The following is a 23728-nucleotide window of genomic DNA, read 5'->3' on the forward strand; positions in this document are numbered from 1 at the left end:
ATGGAAAAAGCGATGTTAACGTTCGACAAGGTCAATGCGCACTACGGCAAGATCCAGGCGCTGCACGACGTCAGCCTGCATATCAACCAGGGTGAAATCGTCACCCTGATTGGCGCCAACGGCGCGGGTAAGACCACGCTGCTCGGCACCCTGTGCGGTGACCCGCGCGCCACCAGCGGGCGGATTGTGTTTGACGGCAAAGACATTACCGACTGGCAGACCGCCAGAATCATGCGCGAGGCGGTGGCGATTGTTCCGGAAGGGCGTCGCGTGTTCTCGCGTATGACGGTGGAAGAGAACCTGGCGATGGGCGGCTTCTTCGCCCACCGCGATGAATACCAGACCCGCATCAAGTGGGTGTACGAACTCTTCCCGCGCCTGTGGGAGCGTCGCATCCAGCGTGCAGGCACCATGTCAGGCGGTGAACAGCAGATGCTGGCGATCGGCCGCGCGCTGATGAGCCAGCCGCGCCTGCTGCTGCTGGATGAGCCGTCGCTCGGCCTGGCGCCGATCATCATCCAGCAGATTTTCGACACCATTGAGCAGCTGCGTAAAGAGGGGATGACCATCTTCCTCGTTGAGCAGAACGCCAACCAGGCGCTGAAGCTGGCTGACCGTGGCTACGTGCTGGAGAACGGCCGCGTGGTGCTGGAAGACACCGGCGACGCGCTGCTGGCGAACGAAGCGGTGCGGAGCGCTTACCTGGGCGGCTGAGCCGTCTGTATCGCCCGGTGGCGCTGCGCTTACCGGGCCTACAGGGATCGAGTAGGCCGGGTAAGGCGTAGCCGCCACCCGGCTTTTTTAACCACTACACCCCTTCACACAACCATCATCCCCCTGACCCTTTGCTGTCACTTATCTGTAAACAAACAGTTATTTTTCTGTCATTCGAGCATGTCATGTTACCTCGCGAGCATAAAACGCGTGATATCGCGCATCCGGCACAATAAGAGAGATGACAATGACATCGTTACGACACACAGCTTTGGGTCTGGCACTGGGTCTGGCTTTTGCGACGAATGCAATGGCTGTGACGACCATTCCGTTCTGGCATTCCATGGAAGGGGAGTTGGGTAAAGAAGTTGACTCCCTGGCGCAGCGTTTCAACGACACCCATCCGGATTACAAAATTGTGCCGGTGTACAAAGGCAACTACGAGCAGAGCCTGAGCGCGGGCATCGCCGCCTTCCGTACCGGCAACGCGCCTGCACTGTTACAGGTTTATGAAGTGGGCACCGCCACCATGATGGCCTCCAAAGCCATCAAGCCGGTCTATGAAGTGTTCAAAGAAGCGGGTATTAACTTCGATGAATCCCAGTTCGTGCCAACCGTAGCGGGTTACTACACCGATTCCAAAACCGGACATCTGCTGTCTCAGCCGTTTAACAGCTCCACGCCGGTGCTGTACTACAACAAAGACGCCTTCAAGAAAGCCGGTTTAGACCCGGAGCAGCCGCCAAAAACCTGGCAGGACCTGGCCGAATACACCGCGAAGCTGAAAGCGGCGGGAATGAAGTGCGGCTACGCCAGCGGCTGGCAGGGCTGGATCCAGATCGAAAACTTCAGCGCCTGGCACGGCCTGCCGGTGGCGACCAAAAACAACGGCTTCGACGGCACCGACGCGGTACTGGAGTTTAACAAGCCGGAGCAGGTGAAGCACATCGCGCTGCTGGAAGCACTGAACAAGAAGGGCGACTTCAGCTACTTCGGGCGTAAAGACGAATCCACCGAGAAGTTCTATAACGGCGACTGCGCCATTACCACCGCCTCTTCCGGCTCGCTGGCGGATATCCGTCACTACGCCAAATTCAACTACGGCGTGGGCATGATGCCGTACGATGCCGACGTGAAGGGCGCGCCGCAGAACGCCATCATCGGCGGGGCGAGCCTGTGGGTGATGCAGGGTAAAGACAAGGGCACCTACAAAGGCGTGGCCGAGTTCCTTGACTTCCTGGCGAAGCCGGAAAACGCCGCCGAATGGCACCAGAAGACCGGCTACCTGCCGATCACCAAAGCCGCGTATGACCTGACCCGCGAGCAGGGCTTCTACAGCAAGAACCCGGGCGCGGATATCGCGACGCGTCAGATGCTGAACAAGCCGCCGTTGCCGTTCACCAAAGGCCTGCGCCTGGGCAACATGCCGCAGATCCGCACCATCGTGGATGAAGAGCTGGAAAGCGTCTGGACCGGGAAGAAAACGCCACAGCAGGCGCTGGATTCCGCGGTAGAGCGCGGGAATCAGCTGCTGCGCCGCTTTGAGCAGTCGACGAAATCGTAATCCGTGATTCGCCCGGTGACGCGTAGCGATCCGGGCCTACGGGGATCGTGCGGGCTGATGCCCTCACCCCAACCCTCTCCAACGGGGAGAGGGAGAAATATTTGTAGGCCGGGTAAGGCGTAGCCGCCACCCGGCATTGCTCAGGAACCCAATCTCAATGTCATCATCCCGTCCGGTGTTCCGTTCCCGCTGGCTGCCGTACCTGCTGGTCGCGCCTCAGCTGGTCATCACCGTTATCTTCTTTATCTGGCCTGCGGGCGAAGCGCTGTGGTACTCGGTACAAAGCGTCGATCCGTTTGGGCTCTCCAGCCAGTTTGTCGGGCTGGACAACTTTACCGCGTTGTTCCATGACAGCTACTACCTGGACGCCTTCTGGACGACGATCAGGTTCAGCGCGCTGGTCACCGTCAGCGGCCTTGTTGCCTCGCTGTTTTTCGCCGCGCTGGTGGACTATGTGGTGCGCGGCAGCCGCCTGTATCAGACCCTGATGCTGCTGCCGTACGCCGTGGCGCCCGCCGTCGCCGCCGTGCTGTGGATCTTCCTGTTTAACCCGGGGCGCGGGCTGATTACCCATTTCCTGGCAGAGTTCGGCTACGACTGGAACCACGCCCAGAACAGCGGCCAGGCCATGTTCCTGGTGGTGTTCGCCTCGGTGTGGAAGCAGATCAGCTACAACTTCCTGTTCTTCTTTGCCGCGCTGCAGTCCATCCCGCGTTCGCTGGTGGAGGCCGCCGCGATTGACGGCGCAGGGCCGATTCGTCGCTTCTTCAGGCTGTCGCTGCCGCTGATCGCCCCGGTGAGCTTCTTCCTGCTGGTGGTTAACCTCGTGTACGCCTTCTTCGACACCTTCCCGGTGATCGATGCGGCGACCGCAGGCGGTCCGGTGCAGGCGACCACCACGCTTATCTATAAGATCTACCGCGAAGGCTTCGCCGGGCTGGATCTCTCGGCCTCCGCCGCGCAGTCGGTGGTGCTGATGTTCCTCGTCATCATCCTCACGGTGGTGCAGTTCCGCTATGTTGAAAGTAAGGTGCGCTACCAATGATTGAGAACCGTCGCGGGCTGACGATTTTCAGCCACACCATGCTGATTCTGGGGATCATCGTCATCCTGTTTCCACTGTACGTGGCCTTTGTCGCCGCCACGCTGGACACCAAAGCGGTGTTCGACACGCCGATGACGCTGATCCCAGGCACGCATCTGTTCGAGAACATGAAGACCATCTGGACCCAGGGCATGGGCGCCAACAGCGCGCCGTTCTGGCTGATGATGCTCAACAGCTTCATCATGGCGTTCGGCATTACGGTCGGCAAAATTACGGTGTCGATGCTCTCGGCCTTCGCCATCGTCTGGTTCCGCTTTCCGCTGCGCAACCTCTTCTTCTGGATGATCTTCATTACCCTGATGCTGCCGGTGGAGGTGCGTATCTTCCCGACGGTGGAAGTGATCGCCAACCTGAAGATGCTCGACAGCTACGCGGGCCTCACCCTGCCGCTGATGGCCTCGGCGACCGCCACCTTCCTGTTCCGCCAGTTCTTTATGACCCTGCCGGACGAGCTGATTGAAGCCGCGCGCATCGACGGCGCCTCGCCGATGCGCTTCTTCCGTGACATCGTGCTGCCGCTGTCGAAAACCAACCTTGCGGCGCTGTTTGTGATCACCTTTATCTACGGCTGGAACCAGTACCTGTGGCCGCTGCTGATTATTCAGGACGTCAATCTCGGCACCGCCGTGGCGGGCATCAAAGGCATGATTGCCACCGGCGAAGGCACCACCCTCTGGAACCAGGTGATGGCGGCGATGCTGCTCACCCTAATCCCACCCGTAGTCATTGTTTTAGCCATGCAGCGCGCGTTTGTCCGCGGCCTGGTCGATAGCGAGAAATAAGATGGCAGGTTTAAAACTTCAGGCAGTAACCAAAAGCTGGGACGGCAAAACCCAGGTGATTCAGCCGCTCACGCTCGACGTGGCGGACGGGGAGTTTATCGTGATGGTCGGCCCGTCCGGCTGCGGCAAATCTACGCTGCTGCGCATGGTGGCGGGGCTGGAGCGCGTGACGTCCGGGGATATCTGGATTGACCGCCAGCGCGTCACCGAGATGGAGCCGAAAGACAGGGGCATCGCGATGGTGTTCCAGAACTACGCCCTCTACCCGCACATGAGCGTGGAGGAGAACATGGCCTGGGGGCTGAAAATCCGCGGCATGGGCAAAGGCCATATTGAGGAGCGCGTGAAAGAAGCGGCGCGTATTCTGGAGCTGGACGGCCTGCTCAAGCGCCGCCCGCGCGAACTCTCCGGCGGCCAACGCCAGCGCGTGGCGATGGGGCGCGCCATCGTGCGCGATCCGGCGGTATTCCTCTTCGACGAGCCGCTCTCTAACCTCGACGCCAAGCTGCGCGTGCAGATGCGTCTTGAGCTGCAGCAGCTGCACCGTCGTCTGAAAACCACGTCACTGTACGTCACCCACGATCAGGTTGAGGCCATGACCCTCGCCCAGCGCGTGATGGTGATGAACAAAGGCGTTGCCGAGCAGATTGGTACCCCCGTGGAAGTCTACGAGAAACCGGCCACCCGCTTTGTGGCGAGCTTTATCGGCAGCCCGGCGATGAACCTGCTCGAAGGGCGCATCAGCAGCACGGGCACGCACTTTGAGCTGGAAAGCGGGATGGCATTGCCGATCAACTGGTACTATCGTGGCTACGCCGGGCGTAAGATGACGCTCGGTATCCGCCCGGAACATATCGGTTTAACCTCTCAGGCGGAAGGCGGCGTGCCGCTGGTGATGGACACGCTGGAGATGTTAGGTGCAGATAACCTGGCGCACGGGCGCTGGGGCGAGCAAAAGATGGTGGTGCGTCTGGCGCATCAGGAGCGCCCGAAAGCAGGCAGCACGTTGTGGCTGCACCTGCCGGAAAATCATCTGCACCTTTTTGACGGTGAAACAGGACAACGAGTATGAGCAACTGGCCTTATCCCCACGTCGTCGCCCACCGCGGCGGCGGTAAGCTGGCGCCGGAGAACACCCTGGCGGCGATTGATGTTGGCGCGCGTTACGGCCACACCATGATCGAGTTCGACGCCAAGCTGTCGAAAGACGGCGAGATTTTCCTGCTGCATGACGATAACCTCGAACGCACCAGCAACGGCTGGGGCGTGGCGGGCGAGCTGCCGTGGCGCGATTTGCTGAAAGTCGACGCCGGAAGCTGGTACAGCGGCGAATTCAAAGGCGAACCGCTGCCGCTGCTGGCGGAAGTGGCCGATCGCTGTCGCCAGCACGGCATGATGGCCAATATCGAAATCAAACCGACCACCGGCACCGGGCCGCTGACCGGCAAAGTGATCGCCCTTGCCGCGCGCGAGCTGTGGGAAGGGATGACCGCGCCGCTGCTCTCCTCGTTTGAAATTGACGCCCTGGAGGCGGCGCAGGCGGCCGTGCCGGAACTGCCGCGCGGGCTATTGCTGGACGAGTGGCGCGAGGACTGGCGCGAGCTGACGACGCGCTTAGCGTGTGTCTCTATTCATCTTAATCACAAGCTGCTGGATGAGGCGCGGGTGAAGATGCTAAAAGACGCGGGACTGCATATTCTGGTTTACACCGTCAATAAACCCCAGCGTGCAGCCGAACTGCTGCGCTGGGGCGTGGACAGCATCTGTACCGATGCGATTGACCTGATTGGCCCGGACTTTAGTTCTGCGGATTAAGCATACTGCCATTCGACTGCGGCGGCAGCATATGCTGCTGTCCGCTGCCTGACGAGGTCATCCCACCTAACATTCCGCCGTTTCTGTTCGGCAGCGGCTGCTCGCGAACCTGCCCCTGCTGCACGCGCTGGGTGTTGGCGTTCATCTGATTTTGCAGGCTTTGCTGCTGCATCTGGGTCTGCGTTCTCAGCTGCTGATTCAGCATCCCTTTTTGCTGCTGTTGCTGGCTCATCATCTCGGTCTGCATACGCTGCTGGCTCGGGATGACATAACCCTGCTGGTTAGGGTTATTCATCGTATTGAGTGGCTGTGCGAGCGCGGCAAAGGGGATCAGCGCCGTAAGAATCAATAAGCGTTTCATTGTCATTTCCTCCTTTTGAGGTCTCTCTTAAGTTTACCCTGATTTCACCATGACGATGATTTTTTAGGAGTTGTGAACCAGGCTTAAGCGGGGAATATGGATCCCTTCACCTGGAGAACAATAATGATGAAACCAACGTTTTTGCGCTGGGTCGCCCTCGCCGCGCTGATGGCAGGCGGTACATTTAGCGTGGCGGCCAACCCGCCCGCGGCGCCTCCGGTCTCTTACGGCGTGGAGGAAGATGTTTTTCATCCCGTGCGGGCAACCCACGGCATGGTGGCATCCGTGGATGCGCTGGCGACCCGCGTGGGCGTCGATATTCTCAGGCAGGGCGGTAACGCGGTGGATGCGGCAGTCGCCGTCGGCTATGCGCTGGCGGTGACGCACCCGCAGGCGGGGAACCTGGGCGGCGGCGGCTTTATGATGCTGCGCACCAAAGACGGGAAAACCACCGCCATCGACTTCCGTGAAATGGCGCCTTCTCAGGCGTCACGGGACATGTTCCTCGATGACCAGGGCAACCCGGACAGTAAAAAATCCCTGACCTCGCACCTGGCCTCCGGCATGCCGGGCACCGTTGCGGGCTTCTCGCTGGCGCTGGAAAAATACGGCACGATGCCGCTGAACAAGGTGGTGCAGCCTGCTATCAAGCTGGCGCGGGAGGGCTTTGTGGTGAATGACGCCCTGGCAGACGACCTCAAAACCTACGGCAGCGAAGTCATCCCGAATCACGAAAACAGCAAGGCGATCTTCTGGAAAGACGGTGAACCGCTGAAGAAGGGCGATAAGCTGGTGCAGAAGAACCTCGCCAAAAGCCTGGAGCTGATTGCGGAGCACGGCCCGGACGCCTTCTACAAAGGGGCGATTGCCGACCAGATTGCGGAAGAGATGCAGAAGAACGGCGGGCTCATCACCAAAGCGGATCTGGCGGACTACAAGGCGGTGGAGCGCGAGCCGATTAGCGGCACCTACCGCGGGTACGAGGTCTTCTCCATGCCACCGCCGTCTTCCGGGGGCATTCACATCGTGCAGATCCTCAACATTCTTGAAAACTTCGATATGCACAAGTTCGGTTTCGGCAGCGCGGATGCCATGCAGATAATGGCGGAAGCGGAAAAACGCGCCTATGCCGACCGCTCGGAATATCTCGGCGACCCGGACTTCGTGAAGGTGCCGTGGCAGGCGCTGACCAACAAGGCGTACGCCAAATCCATTGCCGATCAGATCGACATCAACAAGGCCAAGCCGTCGAGCGAGATCCGTCCCGGCAAGCTGGCACCGTATGAAAGCAACCAGACCACCCACTTCTCGGTGGTGGATAAAGACGGTAACGCGGTGGCGGTGACCTATACGCTCAACACCACCTTCGGAACCGGGATTGTGGCGGGCAATAGCGGCATTCTGCTGAACAACGAGATGGATGACTTCTCCGCCAAACCGGGCGTGCCGAACGTCTACGGGCTGGTCGGCGGCGATGCGAACGCGGTAGGGCCGAAGAAACGTCCGCTGTCGTCCATGTCGCCCACCATCGTGGTGAAAGAGGGCAAAACCTGGCTGGTAACCGGTAGCCCGGGCGGCAGCCGGATTATCACCACCGTATTGCAGATGGTGGTGAACAGCATCGACTTTGGGATGAACGTCGCCGAAGCGACTAACGCCCCGCGTTTCCACCACCAGTGGCTGCCGGACGAGCTGCGCGTCGAGAAGGGCTTTAGCCCGGACACCATTAAACTGCTTGAGCAGCGTGGGCAGAAGGTGGCGGTGAAAGAGGCGATGGGCAGCACCCAGAGCATTATGGTGGGGCCGGACGGAGCGCTGTTTGGCGCATCAGACCCGCGTTCGGTGGATGATTTGACGGCGGGGTATTGATGTATTGCCCGGTGGCGCTGCGCTTACCGGGCCTACAACTGCACGAACGTAGGCCGGGTAAGGCGAAGCCGCCACCCGGCAAATCATTACTTCATTCTCGCCATATAATACGCGTCCACATATTCGCCGTTGCGCAGGGCAAATTTCTTGCCGGTCCCTTCGATTTCAAAACCAAAATTTTTATAGAGGGCAACAGCCGCGGGGTTATCGGCAAAGACCGTCAGTTCGATACGTTCAATGCGCAACCAGTTGTCACACAGGTTGATCATCTCGCTCATGAGCCTGCGGCCTACGCCGCGTCCCTGCATATCCGCAGCCACGCTGATGCCGAATGTGGCAACATGGCTGCGACGCGGGTTTTCCATCACGTCCAGCGCCATATGCCCGATAACGCGCTGGTCCAGACAGGCAACGAGATGGCGCCGGCCTGGTTTTGTCGCAACGCGTTCGTGCCACATTTCCATAAAAGGATGAGGGAGCTGTAGCGTGTCGTGATACACATCAGGATGCGACATGATGTCTCGTAAAGCTTCTGCATCGCTGGGTTCGATGTGGCGTATCACTATCTCACTCATTCCTTGTTCCTCAGTCAGTTAAAAGGCCCTTCCAACATCAATGACTTTAAAATTTGAGTCAACCGCTATTTTTTGCAAAAAGTATTGGACAAGTGCGAATGAGAATGATTATTATTGCTCTGCATTCAGGAAGACCGCTACGGGAACCTGAAAGCACGACATTGCTCACATTGCTTCCAGTATTACTTTAGCCAGCTTTTAGCTGGCTTTTTTTTTGTTATGGTTAGACTCAGTAACCTTCCAAAAGGACTGAGCCATGACACTACACTGTGCATTTATTGGATTTGGCAAAAGCACCACCCGCTATCACCTGCCGTATGTCCTCAACCGTAAAGATACCTGGCATGTGGCCCATATCTACCGCCGCCGCGCGAAGCCGGAGGAGCAGTCTCCGCAGTACTCCCACATCCATTTCACCAGCGATCTCGATGAGGTGCTTAACGATCCGCAGGTCACGCTGGTGGTTGTCTGCACCCACGCCGACAGCCATTTTGACTATGCGAAACGCGCGCTGGAAGCGGGCAAAAACGTGCTGGTAGAAAAGCCGTTCACCCCGACCATCGCCGAAGCGAAAGCGCTGTTCGCGCTGGCGAAAAGTAAAGGGTTGACCGTCACGCCGTATCAGAACCGTCGCTTTGACAGCTGCTTCCTGACGGCAAAAAAAGCGATTGAAAGCGGCAAGCTCGGCGACATTGTGGAGATCGAAAGTCACTTCGATTACTACCGCCCGGTGGCGGAAACGCAACCCGGACTGCCGCAGGATGGTTCGTTCTACGGGCTGGGGGTGCACACCATGGACCAGATCATCTCCCTGTTTGGCCGCCCGGACCACGTGACGTATGACATTCGCAGCCTGCGCAATAAAGCCAACCCGGACGATACCTTCGAAGCCCAGCTGTTCTACGGCGACCTTAAAGCCATCGTCAAAACCAGCCACCTGGTGAAGATCGATTACCCGAAATTTATCGTTCACGGCACTAAAGGTTCGTTTATCAAATACGGTATCGACCAGCAGGAGACCAGCCTGAAGGCCAATATCATGCCGGGTGAACCAGGCTTTGCCGCGGACGATTCCGTGGGTGTGCTGGAGTATGTGAACGATGAGGGCGTGACGGTCAAAGAAACGCTGAAGCCGGAAACCGGCGACTATGGCCGCGTCTATGATGCGCTGTTTGAGACCCTCACAAACGGTACGGCGAATTACGTCAAGGAATCTGACGTTCTGACCAACCTCGAAATCCTTGAGCGGGCCTTCGAACAGGATTCTCCTGCCACGGTAACCCTCGCGAAATAAGCAAAAACGGCTCCTCTGCACTTATTCACAATTTTTGAACAGAGGAGTCAATTTTCACCCCCTATGATCCCAGGCCGTTTGCGTCCACACTTACTCCATCGAAACGAACTGAGGGTGAAAACAATGATCTACTTACGCAAAGCAAACGAACGTGGTCACGCGAATCATGGCTGGCTGGACTCATGGCATTCATTCTCGTTTGCCGACTACTACGACCCGAACTTCATGGGCTTCTCAGCACTGCGCGTGATTAACGACGACGTGATTGATGCAGGCCAGGGCTTTGGTACCCACCCGCACAAAGACATGGAAATCCTGACCTATGTGCTGGAAGGCGCGGTTGAGCACCAGGACAGCATGGGCAACAAAGAGCAGGTTCCGGCGGGCGAGTTCCAGATTATGAGCGCGGGTACCGGGGTGCGTCACTCTGAGTACAACCCAAGCAAAACGGAAAAACTGCACCTGTATCAAATCTGGATCATTCCAGAAGAGACAGGCATCACGCCGCGCTACGAGCAGCGCCGCTTCGACGCCAAACAGGGTAAACAGCTGGTGCTCTCCCCGGATGCGCGTGAAGGTTCCCTGAAAGTACATCAGGATATGGAGCTGTACCGCTGGGCGCTGGCGAAAGATGAACAGTCCGTGCATCAGATTGCCGCTAACCGCCGCGTCTGGATCCAGGTGGTGAAAGGCGACGTGTCCATCAACGGCACCAAAGCGACAACCGCCGATGGTCTGGCTATCTGGGATGAGCAGGCGATCTCCGTGCATGCCGACAGCGAAAGCGAAATTCTGCTGTTTGACCTGCCGCCGGTGTAATAAAACATAAATAAATCCCCATCCTTCCCTTTGACAGGGGAAGGATGGGCTTTGTCCGTGGTAAACTGAGCGAATCTCTCACTTCAAGATTTCTCAGGACGATGAAAAAGAAACGCCCCGTACTTCAGGATGTCGCCGATCGCGTCGGTGTGACCAAAATGACGGTCAGCCGTTTTTTACGTAACCCGGAACAGGTTTCCGTGGCGTTACGTGGCAAGATTGCCGCTGCCCTTGATGAACTGGGTTATATCCCCAACCGTGCGCCCGATATTCTCTCCAATGCGACCAGCCGCGCGGTGGGCGTTCTGCTTCCTTCTTTGACCAACCAGGTTTTCGCCGAAGTATTACGTGGAATTGAAAGCGTCACCGATGCGTTTGGCTACCAGACCATGCTCGCCCACTACGGGTACAAGCCGGAACTCGAAGAGGAACGTCTTGAATCGATGCTTTCCTGGAACATTGACGGCCTGATTTTAACCGAACGAACCCACACTGCCCGCACGCTCAAAATGATTGAAGTGGCCGGTATTCCGGTCGTGGAGCTGATGGACAGCCAGTCGCCGTGCCTCGACATCGCCGTCGGCTTTGATAACTTCGAAGCGGCGCGTCAGATGACGGCGGCCATTATCGCCCGCGGGCATCGTCATATCGCCTATCTGGGTGCGCGTCTTGATGAACGTACTATCATCAAACAGAAGGGATACGAGCAGGCGATGCTCGACGCGAACTTAACCCCGTACAGCGTGATGGTGGAGCAGTCCTCTTCCTATACGTCGGGTATTGAGCTGATGCGTCAGGCGCGACGCGAGTATCCGCAACTGGACGGTATTTTCTGTACCAACGATGACCTCGCGGTCGGCGCAGCGTTTGAGTGCCAGCGTCTGGGGCTGAAGATCCCTGATGATATGGCGATCGCCGGTTTCCACGGCCATGACATCGGTCAGGTGATGGAGCCGCGTCTGGCGAGCGTCCTGACGCCGCGTGAACGTATGGGCCGCATTGGCGCAGAACGCCTGCTGGCGCGCATTCGTGGCGAGACGGTTACGCCGAAAATGTTAGATTTAGGTTTCACCTTGTCACCGGGTGGATCTATTTGAACTGACAAATTTGAAGTAGCTCACACTTATTCACTTCGCGCACGTTTGGATATTGCTTCTCTTTTGCCCCGGCAGGACAATGTTACCGATAACTGTTACCCGTAACAATTGACTGAGGGACACCCTTTGAGCACGACTAATCACGATCACCACGTCTACGTCCTGATGGGCGTTTCCGGTAGCGGGAAATCAGCCGTGGCCAGCGAAGTGGCGCATCAACTCCAGGCTGCGTTTCTTGATGGCGACTTCCTCCATCCGCGCAGCAACATCATGAAAATGGCCTCCGGCGAGCCGCTGAACGACGACGACCGCAAACCGTGGTTGCAGGCGCTGAACGACGCCGCGTTCGCGATGCAGCGCACCAATAAAGTCTCCCTGATCGTCTGCTCCGCGCTGAAAAAAACCTACCGCGATCTGCTGCGTGACGGCAATCCGAACCTCTCTTTCATCTACCTGAAAGGGGATTTCGAGGTGATTGAAAGCCGCCTGAAGGCGCGTAAAGGTCACTTCTTCAAAACCCAGATGCTGGTGACGCAGTTTGAAGCACTGCAGGAGCCGGGTGAAGACGAAAAAGACGTCTTAGTGGTTGATATCGATCAGTCACTGGAGGGTGTTGTTGCCAGCACCATCGAGGTCATTAATAAAAGGCAGTAAGTTTTGAGTACATTAGCGCTAGTTTTGACAGCAGTAGGTTCGGTATTGCTGCTGCTGTTTTTAGTGATGAAGGCGCGCATGCACGCCTTTGTTGCTTTGATGGTGGTTTCTATTGGTGCTGGTCTCTTTTCCGGTATGCCGCTCGACAAGATCGCCGCGACAATGGAAAAAGGGATGGGCGGTACGCTGGGCTTCCTGGCGATTGTGGTCGCGCTGGGCGCGATGTTTGGCAAGATTTTGCACGAGACGGGTGCGGTCGACCAGATTGCCGTCAAGATGCTGAAATCCTTCGGCCACAGCCGCGCGCACTACGCGATTGGTCTGGCAGGGCTGATTTGCGCGCTGCCGCTGTTCTTCGAAGTGGCCGTTGTGCTGCTGATAAGTGTCGCCTTCTCCATGGCGCGCCATACCGGCACTAACCTCGTGAAGCTGGTCATTCCGCTGTTTGCGGGCGTGGCGGCGGCCGCAGCGTTTCTGCTGCCGGGGCCAGCCCCGATGCTGCTGGCCTCCCAGATGCACGCCGACTTTGGCTGGATGATCCTGATTGGCCTGTGCGCGGCAATCCCGGGGATGATTATCGCCGGTCCGCTGTGGGGCAACTTCATCAGCCGTTACGTTGAGCTGCACATTCCGGACGACATTACCGAGCCGCACCTGGGCGAGGGCAAAATGCCATCCTTTGGCTTCAGCCTGTCGCTGATCCTGCTGCCGCTGGTGCTGGTGGGCCTGAAAACCATCGCCGCGCGCTTTGTGCCGGTCGGTTCTACCGCCTACGAATGGTTTGAGTTCATTGGTCATCCGTTCACGGCGATCCTGGTGGCGTGCCTGGTGGCGATTTACGGCCTGGCGATGCGTCAGGGGATGCCAAAAGACCGGGTGATGGAGATCTGCGGTGCGGCGCTGCAGCCTGCGGGGATTATCCTGCTGGTGATCGGTGCAGGCGGCGTGTTCAAGCAGGTGCTGGTGGATTCCGGCGTGGGCCCGGCTCTGGGTGAAGCCCTGACCGGGATGGGTCTGCCGATTGCGGTCACCTGCTTTGTGCTGGCTGCGGCGGTGCGTATCATCCAGGGTTCCGCCACCGTGGCGTGTTTAACCGCCGTGGGTCTGGTGATGCCGGTGATTGAACAGCTGAACTACTCCGGTGCCCAGATGGCCGCGCTTTCTATTTGTATCGCGGGCGGTTCGATTGTGGTCTCTCACGTTAACGACGCCGGCTTCTGGCTGTTCGGTAAGTTTACCGGTGCCACCGAAGCGCAAACCCTGAAAACCTGGACGCTGATGGAAACCATTCTCGGCACGACGGGTGCAATTGTCGGGATGATTGCCTTTACGCTGCTCAGCTAAATGCGGTGATTTAACAAGGCTAAAAATAAGGCCCGGTAGCGTCAGCGCTTACCGGGCCTTTTTATTATCCAGGGCGTCAGGCCGGGCCATAACCCGGCATTGTGTTACTCGCCCTGCGTGGCGCTCTCAATCGTTAAGCGCACGTCCGAGGTAATCAGTTCTGCCAGCATCTGGTACACCTTCAACGTCTCTTCCGGCTCGGCATCACCCGTATCGCTGATGAAGCCTTCATCGCGCAGCGTCAGCACCAGAGAACTGAAGACCGCTTTGTCGAAGAATTCAGGGGCGTTAATGCCGTGCAGAACGGACAGGCGCTGGGCCAGCGTCCGGCTCTCTTTCTCCAGCGTACCGCGGTTGATGGACGGGTTCGCGCTCAGCAGCCAGAATGTAATGGCGTAGCGCTGCAGCGTTTCGCGCGCACCGGCCGCCAGCAGCTGCAGGGTGCGGGAGCGTGACGGATTGATGTGCAGCTCGTCGTTGTGCAGGGTAATCAGCCCCTGGCGACGCATCTCTTCCGTCATCTTATCCAGTTCTGTCGCCAGCTCATCCTTACTCCAGCGCAGGAACAGCTCCGCTTTCAGCATCGGATAGATCGTCTCAAGATGGCGCAAAAGCTCCTGACGGGAGATATGACGATGCTGGGTAATAATGGCGGCCATGAGCGACGGCAGCATCAGCATATGCGTGATGTTGTTGCGGTAGTAGGTCATCAGCACCGCCTGCTCGCGCGGCAGAATGATGATGTCGCCGATCGTGTCCTTCTCCACTTCAAACTTGTTCATCTGCAACGCGTGATCGATAAGTTCACTGGCGGTTGCAGAAGGCACGGTCGAGTCAACCGAATACGGCACGTTACGCATCATGTCCAGATAGCAATCCAGCTGCTCCGTGAGCTGTTCACGGGTCAGGGAACGCTGACGTGAAGCCAGAAGTGCCGTACAGCACAGGTTCATGGCGTTAGCCGCACCGGCGTTGTTAATGCGCACCATCAGCTCGGATGCGATGCCGTTAACCGTTGGCGTCAGCCAGGCCGGACGCACCGCTTCGATAGGATCGATGGACTCGCGCCATTCCGGCACATGATGGTTCAGGTAGGTCATCAGCGGCATCGGCTCGCCGAAGTTCACGTAGCCCTGACCGAGATTACGCAGCTTGCTCAAGCCGCGCAGCATCTGCGGCAGGCTCTCTTTCTCTTTGGTCGCACCGCGCAGCTCTTTCGCGTACGTGCCCACTTCCATCACGTGCTCGTAGCCGATGTAGATAGGCACCAGCGTGATCGGACGGGTACCGCCGCGCAGCATGGCCTGGATGGTCATCGACAGCGTGCCGGTCTTCGGATCGAGCAGACGACCGGTACGGGAACGCCCACCCTCCACGAAGTACTCCACGGAATAGCCGCGGCTGAACAGCTCGCCCAGATACTCGCGGAACACGGTGGAGTAGAGCTTGTTGCCCTTGAAGGTACGACGAATAAAGAACGCGCCCAGGCGGCGGAAAATCGGGCCCGCGGGCCAGAAGTTCAGGTTGATACCGGCTGCGATGTGCGGTGGCACCAGCCCCTGGTGATAGAGCACGTAGGAAAGGAGCAGGTAGTCCATGTGGCTGCGGTGGCAGGGGACATAGACAATCTCATGGCCATCGTGCGCCAGCTGACGCACGCGCTCGGCGTTATGGACGTTGATACCCTGATACAGGCGGTTCCAGGTAAAGCCGAGAATACGATCGGACAGGCGAATCATCTCGTAAGAGAAGTTCGCTGCGATCTCTTCCATCAGCGCAATGGCGTTCTGCTGAGCTTTCTCATGCGAAATTTTCTTGCTGCGCGCTTCATCTTCAACGGCGCGGGCAATCGCTTTTGAAGCCAATAGCTTGTTGAACAGGTCCTGACGCGCCGGGAGGCGTGGCCCTACGGCCGCCAGGCGCTGACGGGCGAAGTGCATACGCGCCACGCGCGCCAGTTTTTGCGCGATGATCTTGTCGGTGCCGTGCTCGTCCGCCATGCGACGCAGCGAAACGGACGGGGAGAAACGCACGAAGCTGTCGCGTCCCAGCCAGGAGACCGCGAAGAACTTCTGGATGCCGTTAAGCATGCGCAGCGGCGGATTCTCTTCGCCTTTTTCACGACCCGGACGACGACCAAACATCACCGATACCGGCACCATCTGCACATCCAGATCGGGATTGCTGCGGTGCAGGTCGAGATAGTCATGGAACAGCTTGATGGACTCTTCTTTCGGCGTGTAATAGGTAAACACGCGCGGCCCGCCGTGGATGAAGACGTAGCGCGGCAGCAGCGTACCGTCAACTTCCAGCGGTTCAAGCGGGTCAGGTAAGTCATGCGCCAGACACTGGGCGCGAAGCGTCAGTAAGTCTGCCTTCGAGTTATAAGGCAAAACGTACATAATAGGGCGCGACGTATCGAGCCCCAGTTCCAGCGCGGGTTCTGCTGGGATAGACTTGCTTTTTACCAGGATGCTTAATGGTAAATTAAGTAATTTGTAGTAAATTCGTGGCCAGCCGGACATAAACGATGTAAAGCCTCTGGTTAATAATGCAATTGCGGCGCAAGGATAACAGAAAGCGCGCAAAATTTCTGTTGTTACCCGTCATACTTCAGGCTGTAGCGAAACGCGCTCCGCCTCATGTTAATGACGCTCTTTTTTAAAAAAGGTTCTTTTAATGGCCAATAATACCACTGGGTTAACGCGTATCATCAAAGCCGCCGGCTATTCATGGAAAGGTTTCCGTGCCGCATGGGTCAACGAAGCCGCTTTTCGCCAGGAGGGCGTCGCCGCAATCATCGCGGTGATCGTCGCCTGTTTCCTTGATGTTGATGCGATTACCCGCGTACTGCTTATCGGTTCCGTACTTCTGGTGATGATAGTGGAAATTCTTAATAGCGCTATTGAGGCCGTTGTTGATCGCATTGGTTCCGATTTCCATGAGCTTTCTGGCCGTGCAAAAGACATGGGCTCTGCTGCCGTGTTGCTGGCGATTATCACTGCCGTTATCACCTGGGTCACCCTGCTTTGGTCACATTTCCGATGAGCCTCGAGGAATAATTAAGTCCCTGGTTTTTTGTGCAGTTTTTGGTTCCAAAATCGCCTTTGACTGTATATACTCACAGCATAACTGTATATACACCCAGGGGGCGGAATGAAAGCGTTAACGACCAGGCAGCAAGAGGTGTTTGATCTCATTCGGGATCATATCGGCCAGACGGGTATGCCACCCACGCGTGCGGAAATCGCGCAGCGTCTGGGCTTCCGTTCTCCGAATGCTGCCGAGGAACACCTGAAAGCGCTGGCGCGTAAGGGTGTGATTGAGATTGTGTCAGGCGCGTCGCGTGGTATCCGCCTGCTGGTGGAAGAAGAGACGGGCATTCCGCTGATAGGTCGTGTTGCTGCAGGTGAGCCGCTGCTGGCACAACAGCATATTGAAGGTCACTACCAGGTCGATCCCGGCATGTTCAAACCGAGCGCTGATTTCCTGCTGCGCGTCAGCGGCATGTCGATGAAAGACATCGGCATTCTTGATGGCGATCTGCTTGCGGTGCATAAAACCCAGGACGTGCGAAACGGCCAGGTCGTGGTCGCACGCATTGATGACGAAGTGACCGTTAAGCGTCTGAAAAAGCAGGGTAACACTGTTCAGTTGCTGCCCGAAAACAGCGAGTTCACCCCGATTGTGGTCGACCTCCGCGAACAGAGCTTCTCTATTGAAGGTCTGGCGGTAGGCGTGATTCGCAACGGTGAATGGCTGTAATCTCTTCCTGACAACAGGCTATGGCACCGCTGTAGCCTGATTCATTCCCCACTCCCGGTATCTTTCATGTCACTGCTGACGGCATCCGATAAGGCATTGTGGCGTCTTGCTCTGCCGATGATTTTCTCCAATATTACCGTGCCCTTGCTGGGGCTGGTTGATACTGCCGTTATAGGCCATCTTGATTCACCGGTTTATCTTGGCGGCGTGGCGATTGGCGCGACGGCAACCAGCTTCCTGTTTATGCTGCTGCTCTTTTTGCGCATGAGTACCACCGGTCTTACCGCACAGGCTTATGGCGCGAAAGATCCGCTGCGTCTGGCGCGCGCACTGGTGCAGCCGCTAATCCTCGCGCTTGGCGCGGGTGCGTTAATCGTTGTATTGCGGGCCCCCCTGATCGATCTTGCGCTTCATATTGTCGGTGGCAGCGAAGCGGTACTGGCGCAGGCGCGACGGTTCCTGGAAATCCGCTGGCTCAGCGCACCCGCCTCGCTGGCAAATCTGGTTCTGCTGGGGTGGCTACTGGGCGTGCAGTACGCCCGCGCGCCCGTGATTTTGCTGGTGGTGGGTAACCTGCTCAACATTGTTCTGGACGTCTGGCTGGTCATGGGTCTGCATATGAACGTGCAGGGCGCGGCGCTGGCGACGGCGATTGCCGAATACGGGACCTTTATCATTGGCTTGTGGATGGTCCGGCGTGTGCTGGCCATGCGCGGGATCTCCCTGGCGCTGCTCAAAACCGCATGGCGCGGCAATATCCGTAAGCTGCTGGCGCTCAACCGTGACATCATGCTGCGCTCCCTTCTTCTTCAGCTCTGCTTCGGCGCGCTGACGGTTTTCGGGGCTCGACTGGGGCCGGAAATCGTTGCGGTGAATGCGGTATTGATGACGCTTCTGACCTTTACCGCCTATGCGCTGGACGGATTTGCCTACGCGGTCGAAGCGCATTCCGGGCAGGCGTACGGCGCGCGCGAAAGCGGGCAGCTTCGGGAGGTGTGGCGGGCTGCCTGCCGTCAGTCGGGGCTGGTGGCGCTGGCCTTTGGTCTGGTTTACGCCTGCTTCGGTGAGCAAATCGTTGCATTGCTTACCTCTCTCCCTGCGCTGCGCGAGCTGGCGAGCCACTATCTCATCTGGCAAGTCGTCTTACCGGTGGTTGGCGTCTGGTGTTATCTGCTGGACGGCATGTTTATTGGGGCGACGCGCGGAGCCGAAATGCGCAACAGTATGGCTGTCGCGGCGGCCGGATTTGGCCTGACGCTGCTGACGCTCCCCTGGCTGGGTAATCATGGCCTGTGGCTGGCCCTGGCCGTCTTCCTCTCGCTGCGCGGGTTATCGCTGGCGTTTATCTGGCACCGGCACTGGCAAAACAATACCTGGTTTCCCTCGCGCTCCGATATATCGTGACGGTTAAAGATTCCGAATATGAAATTAACCACGGAATCCTTAACTACAATAATTATCACGTCCAGCAGAAAAGAACGTAACGGACGTTACGACCCGACGCTTAACGAAGAGGACACGATGATGAATAAAGACGAAATCGGCGGCAACTGGAAGCAGTTCAAAGGTAAAGCGAAAGAACAGTGGGGTAAGCTGACGGATGACGACATGACCGTCATCGAAGGTAAACGCGATCAGCTTGTCGGTAAAATCCAGGAGCGTTACGGCTACGCAAAAGACCAGGCGGAAAAAGAAGTGGGCGACTGGGAAAAACGCAACGACTACCGCTGGTAACCGGGCTACACCCGAAAGTACAAGGAAGTACACCCTGAGGGCGGCCATGAGCCGCCTTTGCTTTTGCCGCTAACGCGGCTTTTTCTTCACCAGGATAGAGTGGTCGTGCTGACACGCGTCCTGATGGCGACAGGCTTCCACCTCCACGCACGCGGAACAGAGCCCGTGCGCTTCAATCACGTTATGACGCAGGGCAAAGCCCATTTTCGCTGCCAGCGTATGCATAATATCTTCCACGCCTTCCGCAGCCTCTTCTTTCACCACGCCGCAGCGGTCACAGATAAACATCGCCGATGTGTGGGTGGGCTGATCAAACAGATGGCATAGCACATAGCTGTTGGTGGATTCCACCTTGTGCACGAACCCTTGTTCAAGCAGGAAATCCAGCGCGCGATAGACCGTCGGCGGCTTTGCCTGCGGCTCGCTTTCGCGGAGTAGATCCAGCAGATCGTAGGCGCTGATGGCACCCTGCTGCAGGCTCATCAGACGTAATACTTCAAGGCGCTGCGGAGTCAGGCGCACATTGCGTTGCGCACACAGCTTTTCGGCCTGCGCTAACAGCTCTTTTGTGGACTTATCCATGTAGCACCCCGGATGTTATAGGACGGAAAACCTTCACTTTATCATGTTCTGCTAAAAACACCGAGATCCGCCAGTCTGTGCTATACCTGACCCATCGAAAACCGGGAGAACCAGAATGAAAAGACCTGACTGCATTCGACACTGGCGCGACGTGGAAGGCGCGGATGACTCGACCTACCCCGACAGCCATGAGCTGTTTTCCATTGGTGCTCCGCTGGCTCGCAAGCTTGGGCTCGGGCGTATTGGCATCCATCATGAGCGCCTGCCGCCTGGGCGCAGAACGTCCTATCCGCATGCGGAGAGCGACGAAGAAGAGTTTGTTTACGTGCTCGAAGGCTACCCTGAAGCCTGGATTAACGGCTACTTGTGGAAACTGGAGCCTGGCGACAGCGTAGGGTTTCCCGCCGGAACCGGCATCTGTCATACCTTTATCAACAACACGGACGATGAGGTTCGGCTCCTGGTCGTTGGCGAGGCCAACAAGAAGCACAACCGCATCTACTACCCGCTCAACCCCGTGTATGCCGCCACGCGGGAAGATCGCTGGGTAGATCATCCCCCGCAGTTTTTTGGGCCGCATGATGGAAAACCTGGGAAAAAATAATTTCCTCTTCTATAAATATTGAGGGCCGTCACAAAATATAACAGGCCGTAAGGGAGTTTTACTTAGGGAAAGAAATAGCGGGTCTTTTACTACTTATTCACAGCAATAGTTCGTTCCTGTTTGGGTGATAACAGACAGGGGTTATTTCATAACAGACTATAACGGGCATACTGTGAAAAAAAATTTTAAATTTTCGGTGGTTAGCATTGCTGTCTCCTTGTTTATGGCAAATCAGGCGGGAGCAGCCAATACCTGGACAGAATCACGCAGCGACGCAATGGGTGGCACCGGCGTGGCTTCGGGAAGCTATGGTAGTGGGGCGTTAATCAACCCCGCGCTGCTGGCAAAGGCAAAGCCGGACGATGATGTGACGGTTATTCTGCCGTCAATCGGCGCTCAGATTTCGGATAAAGATAATCTGCGCGATAAGATTGATGATATCAGCGATGATGTCAGCAAGTATCGCAGCACGTTGGACAACATCAATCCTTTCGATCTGTTAAATCCCGCGAGTAAGGCTTCCCGGGACGTTTCTGCAGCAGCAGGCGATCTCGCTAATCAACTGGATTCTCTGAAAGGGAAAACGGCCAGCGGTAAAGCGGGTGGCGGAATTGCTGTCAGCATTCCTAATGATGTTTTATCCGTCGCGTTTGTGGCAAAAGCAAATGCGCGTGCTCGCGTGAGTTCGTATATCGATCAGGGCGATGTCGACAAGTTACGACTGGTGGAAGATGCTCCCGCTACGGCGTTAGGGATTAACCCTAACGATCTGAAGTCTAAAGGCTTTGGCCGTGCGGCAATCGTTTCGGATTATGGTGTGGCTGTAGCGCGCCAGTTTGACATTAGCGGTGTTCCTGTCTCTGTGGGTATCACCCCTAAGCTGCAAAAAACCTGGCTCTATAACTACACGGTCTCTATCTACAACTTTGACAGCGGCGATATCAACAGCAGTCGCTATCGTAATGATGATACTGGTTTTAACGTTGATGCCGGTCTTGCCGCTGACTTTGGTGATAGCTGGACCGTTGGTTTAACCGGACAAAATCTCTTTTCTCGGGATATTGACACGAAGAAAGTAGATGGCGTGCGTGATACTTATCAAATCAGCCCTGTGGTGACCGCCGGTGCTGCCTGGCACAACGACCTGGTGACGCTGACCGCCGATGGCGATCTGACCGAAACCAAAGGCTTCAAGAGCGAAGATACGTCGCAGTACGTGGGTGTCGGTGCCGAGGTGACGCCGCTGAGCTGGCTGGCGGTGCGTGCGGGTTATCGTGCCGACGTGAAGGGTAACGACAGCAATGTCTTTACCGGCGGTGTCGGTTTCGCGCCGTTTAGCACCGTGCATGTTGACCTGATGGGCCTGTACGGTGAAGACGAAACCTGGGGCGCAGGGGCTCAGCTGAGCATGACGTTCTAAAGTCCACCGGAGGCGCTGCGCCTCCGGCTTTTCTTTGTGCTATAGTAGCGCCCCTTTTCCACCAGATGCTTAAAACTTCGCCATGTCGTCAGAATTACAGACCGCTTTCCCTGCACACCGTTTTTCCATTGCGCCAATGCTCGACTGGACGGACAGACACTGCCGCTATTTCCTGCGCCAACTCTCCCGCCATACGCTGCTGTACACCGAAATGGTGACCACAGGCGCAATCATTCACGGCAAGGGCGACTATCTGGCCTATAGCGAAGAAGAGCATCCGGTTGCCCTGCAGCTGGGCGGCAGCGATCCGGCCGCGCTGGCGCAGTGCGCGAAGCTGGCTGAAGCGCGCGGCTACGACGAGATCAACCTCAACGTTGGCTGCCCGTCCGATCGCGTGCAAAACGGCATGTTCGGCGCCTGCCTGATGGGGAACGCGCAGCTGGTGGCGGACTGTATCAAGGCGATGCGCGACGTCGTTTCCATTCCGGTGACGGTCAAAACCCGCATCGGCATTGACGACCAGGACAGCTACGAATTCCTGTGCGATTTCATCAATACGGTCTCCGGCAAGGGCGAATGCGAGATGTTCATCATCCATGCGCGAAAAGCCTGGCTCTCCGGCCTGAGCCCGAAAGAGAACCGTGAGATCCCGCCGCTGGACTACCCGCGCGTGTATCAGCTGAAGCGTGACTTCCCGCACCTGACGATGTCCATTAACGGCGGCATCAAGTCGCTGGAAGAGGCCAAAGCGCATCTTGAACATATGGATGGGGTGATGGTCGGGCGCGAGGCGTATCAGAACCCGGGCATTCTGGCGACGGTCGATCGCGAAATCTTTGGCATCGAAGGTGCAGACACCGATCCGGTTGCCGTCGTGCGTGCGATGTATCCTTACATTGAGCGCGAGCTGAGCAACGGTACGTATCTCGGCCATATCACTCGCCATATGCTTGGGCTGTTCCAGGGCATTCCGGGCGCGCGTCAGTGGCGTCGCTACCTGAGCGAAAACGCCCATAAAGCCGGGGCCGATATTGAGGTGCTGGAACATGCGTTGCGCCTGGTGGCGGACAAGCGATAACTTTCGCTAAAAGTTCGTCAAATTCACCACGCCCTGCGAATTCTCGCGGGGCGTTTTGCTTTAAGAACAACACGTTATGTCTGGCATGATTCTTGTAATGTTTGCAGCATCATTCGGGAACTCGTGGGAGAGCACCATGCTGGAACTACTTTTTGTGATTGGCTTTTTTGTCATGCTGTTAGCAACGGGCATTTCGCTGCTCGGCATTCTGGTGGCTATCGTGGTGGCGACGGTCGTCATGTTTATTGGCGGATTGTTTGCGCTGACGATCAAACTGCTGCCGTGGCTACTGCTGGCCGTGGCGGTGGTGTGGGTGATACGGGCGATTAAATCGCCAAAAGTGCCCAGTTATCAGCGCAATAACCGCTTCCGTTACTAAGGTATTGAGGGGTTCGTCACAGAGTTGTAACTTTTCCGGCAGCATGGCTTAGAACAGAATAGGATTTACTTATCGAATCTGTCACTATGACTGCCGTTAAAGAATTCATCGCGCTGTACCCTACATACAGCCGAACTAAAAAAAGAAAGGGCTTCCCACGGGAAGCCCAATTT

At 57.1% G+C, this 23728-nt stretch carries 24 protein-coding genes; 20 read left to right on the top strand and 4 right to left on the bottom strand.

The features are described from left to right. From livF to ugpQ, 6 genes are all read left to right on the top strand, one after another. Positions 1-714, top strand: coding sequence for a high-affinity branched-chain amino acid ABC transporter ATP-binding protein LivF (gene livF / locus L362_RS03300; protein ID WP_008500102.1), 714 nt, complete (start codon positions 1-3; stop codon positions 712-714). A gap of 247 nt (positions 715-961) precedes the next feature. Next, positions 962-2278, top strand: coding sequence for a sn-glycerol-3-phosphate ABC transporter substrate-binding protein UgpB (gene ugpB, locus L362_RS03295; RefSeq protein ID WP_023326491.1), 1317 nt, complete (start codon positions 962-964; stop codon positions 2276-2278). A gap of 157 nt (positions 2279-2435) precedes the next feature. Beyond that, positions 2436-3323 carry a sn-glycerol-3-phosphate ABC transporter permease UgpA gene (ugpA, locus tag L362_RS03290; RefSeq protein ID WP_008503352.1) on the top strand — a complete coding sequence of 296 codons (888 nt, stop codon included), beginning with the start codon at positions 2436-2438 and terminating at the stop codon, positions 3321-3323. Then, entirely contained in the window at positions 3320-4165 is an 846-nt protein-coding gene (gene ugpE / locus L362_RS03285; protein ID WP_023345262.1) for a sn-glycerol-3-phosphate ABC transporter permease UgpE, read from the top strand. The genes ugpA and ugpE overlap by 4 nt, the downstream gene beginning before the upstream one ends. A 1-nt stretch (position 4166) precedes the next feature. Further along, positions 4167-5237, top strand: coding sequence for a sn-glycerol-3-phosphate import ATP-binding protein UgpC (locus L362_RS03280; protein ID WP_008503354.1), 1071 nt, complete (start codon positions 4167-4169; stop codon positions 5235-5237). Further along, positions 5234-5980, top strand: coding sequence for a glycerophosphodiester phosphodiesterase (ugpQ, locus tag L362_RS03275; protein ID WP_021242741.1), 747 nt, complete (start codon positions 5234-5236; stop codon positions 5978-5980). The genes L362_RS03280 and ugpQ overlap by 4 nt, the downstream gene beginning before the upstream one ends. On the opposite strand, the gene L362_RS03270 is transcribed toward ugpQ, so the two are convergent. After that, entirely contained in the window at positions 5964-6341 is a 378-nt protein-coding gene (locus tag L362_RS03270; protein WP_021242742.1) for a DUF2756 family protein, read from the bottom strand. The genes ugpQ and L362_RS03270 overlap by 17 nt on opposite strands. 123 nt (positions 6342-6464) lie before the next feature. On the opposite strand from L362_RS03270, the gene ggt reads away from it, so the two are divergent. Beyond that, a complete protein-coding gene (gene ggt / locus L362_RS03265) occupies positions 6465-8210 on the top strand; it encodes a gamma-glutamyltransferase (RefSeq protein ID WP_023345263.1) in 1746 nt (581 codons plus the stop codon). A gap of 86 nt (positions 8211-8296) precedes the next feature. On the opposite strand, the gene yhhY is transcribed toward ggt, so the two are convergent. Then, a complete protein-coding gene (gene yhhY, locus L362_RS03260) occupies positions 8297-8785 on the bottom strand; it encodes an N-acetyltransferase (protein ID WP_023345264.1) in 489 nt (162 codons plus the stop codon). A gap of 256 nt (positions 8786-9041) precedes the next feature. Between yhhY and L362_RS03255 the strand changes: the two genes are divergently transcribed. The 5 genes from L362_RS03255 to gntU all read left to right on the top strand — a co-directional run bounded on the left by L362_RS03255 (position 9042) and on the right by gntU (position 13993). Further along, a complete protein-coding gene (locus L362_RS03255) occupies positions 9042-10079 on the top strand; it encodes an oxidoreductase (RefSeq protein ID WP_023345265.1) in 1038 nt (345 codons plus the stop codon). Between the two features lie 123 nt (positions 10080-10202). Then, positions 10203-10898 carry a pirin family protein gene (locus L362_RS03250; RefSeq protein WP_021242746.1) on the top strand — a complete coding sequence of 232 codons (696 nt, stop codon included), beginning with the start codon at positions 10203-10205 and terminating at the stop codon, positions 10896-10898. A gap of 101 nt (positions 10899-10999) precedes the next feature. After that, the gene (gene gntR, locus L362_RS03245; RefSeq protein ID WP_021242747.1) at positions 11000-11995 is read left to right on the top strand and encodes a gluconate operon transcriptional repressor GntR; all 996 of its coding nucleotides are present in this window, start codon (positions 11000-11002) and stop codon (positions 11993-11995) included. Between the two features lie 126 nt (positions 11996-12121). Then, positions 12122-12649, top strand: a complete 528-nt coding sequence (gntK, locus tag L362_RS03240) for a gluconokinase (protein WP_008503362.1) — start codon at positions 12122-12124, stop codon at positions 12647-12649. Positions 12650-12652: 3 nt separating this feature from the next. Then, positions 12653-13993 (top strand): gluconate transporter, encoded by a 1341-nt coding sequence (gene gntU, locus L362_RS03235; protein WP_032637928.1) that lies wholly within the window; start codon positions 12653-12655, stop codon positions 13991-13993. A gap of 104 nt (positions 13994-14097) precedes the next feature. Here the strand turns inward: gntU and plsB are convergent, their stop codons facing one another. Continuing rightward, complete coding sequence (gene plsB, locus L362_RS03230; protein WP_023345266.1) at positions 14098-16518, bottom strand: glycerol-3-phosphate 1-O-acyltransferase PlsB; 2421 nt, start codon at positions 16516-16518, stop codon at positions 14098-14100. 154 nt (positions 16519-16672) lie between these two features. Between plsB and L362_RS03225 the strand changes: the two genes are divergently transcribed. The 4 genes from L362_RS03225 (at position 16673) to L362_RS0123250 (ending at position 19492) form a co-directional block, all read left to right on the top strand. Then, positions 16673-17041: a diacylglycerol kinase gene (locus L362_RS03225; RefSeq protein ID WP_021242750.1), complete on the top strand. Its 369-nt coding sequence runs from the start codon at positions 16673-16675 to the stop codon at positions 17039-17041. Between the two features lie 108 nt (positions 17042-17149). After that, the gene (lexA, locus tag L362_RS03220) at positions 17150-17758 is read left to right on the top strand and encodes a transcriptional repressor LexA (RefSeq protein WP_008503366.1); all 609 of its coding nucleotides are present in this window, start codon (positions 17150-17152) and stop codon (positions 17756-17758) included. A 66-nt stretch (positions 17759-17824) separates the two neighbouring features. Next, positions 17825-19162: an MATE family efflux transporter DinF gene (gene dinF, locus L362_RS03215; protein ID WP_021242751.1), complete on the top strand. Its 1338-nt coding sequence runs from the start codon at positions 17825-17827 to the stop codon at positions 19160-19162. Positions 19163-19282: 120 nt separating this feature from the next. Next, entirely contained in the window at positions 19283-19492 is a 210-nt protein-coding gene (locus L362_RS0123250; protein WP_014830284.1) for a CsbD family protein, read from the top strand. Positions 19493-19561: 69 nt separating this feature from the next. On the opposite strand, the gene zur is transcribed toward L362_RS0123250, so the two are convergent. Further along, positions 19562-20074 (bottom strand): zinc uptake transcriptional repressor Zur, encoded by a 513-nt coding sequence (gene zur, locus L362_RS03210; RefSeq protein ID WP_008503369.1) that lies wholly within the window; start codon positions 20072-20074, stop codon positions 19562-19564. A 115-nt stretch (positions 20075-20189) separates the two neighbouring features. On the opposite strand from zur, the gene L362_RS03205 reads away from it, so the two are divergent. The 4 genes from L362_RS03205 (at position 20190) to pspG (ending at position 23555) form a co-directional block, all read left to right on the top strand. Then, positions 20190-20678 (top strand): cupin domain-containing protein, encoded by a 489-nt coding sequence (locus L362_RS03205; RefSeq protein WP_023345267.1) that lies wholly within the window; start codon positions 20190-20192, stop codon positions 20676-20678. A gap of 172 nt (positions 20679-20850) precedes the next feature. Further along, positions 20851-22098, top strand: coding sequence for a conjugal transfer protein TraF (locus tag L362_RS03200; protein ID WP_032637930.1), 1248 nt, complete (start codon positions 20851-20853; stop codon positions 22096-22098). A gap of 82 nt (positions 22099-22180) precedes the next feature. Continuing rightward, positions 22181-23176 (top strand): tRNA dihydrouridine(20/20a) synthase DusA, encoded by a 996-nt coding sequence (gene dusA, locus L362_RS03195; protein WP_032623124.1) that lies wholly within the window; start codon positions 22181-22183, stop codon positions 23174-23176. A gap of 136 nt (positions 23177-23312) precedes the next feature. Next, complete coding sequence (gene pspG, locus L362_RS03190) at positions 23313-23555, top strand: envelope stress response protein PspG (protein ID WP_023345269.1); 243 nt, start codon at positions 23313-23315, stop codon at positions 23553-23555. Positions 23556-23728 lie beyond the last annotated feature (173 nt).

Source organism: Enterobacter sp. MGH 16 (genome assembly GCF_000493175.1).
Taxonomy (GTDB): Bacteria; Pseudomonadota; Gammaproteobacteria; order Enterobacterales; family Enterobacteriaceae; genus Enterobacter; species Enterobacter roggenkampii.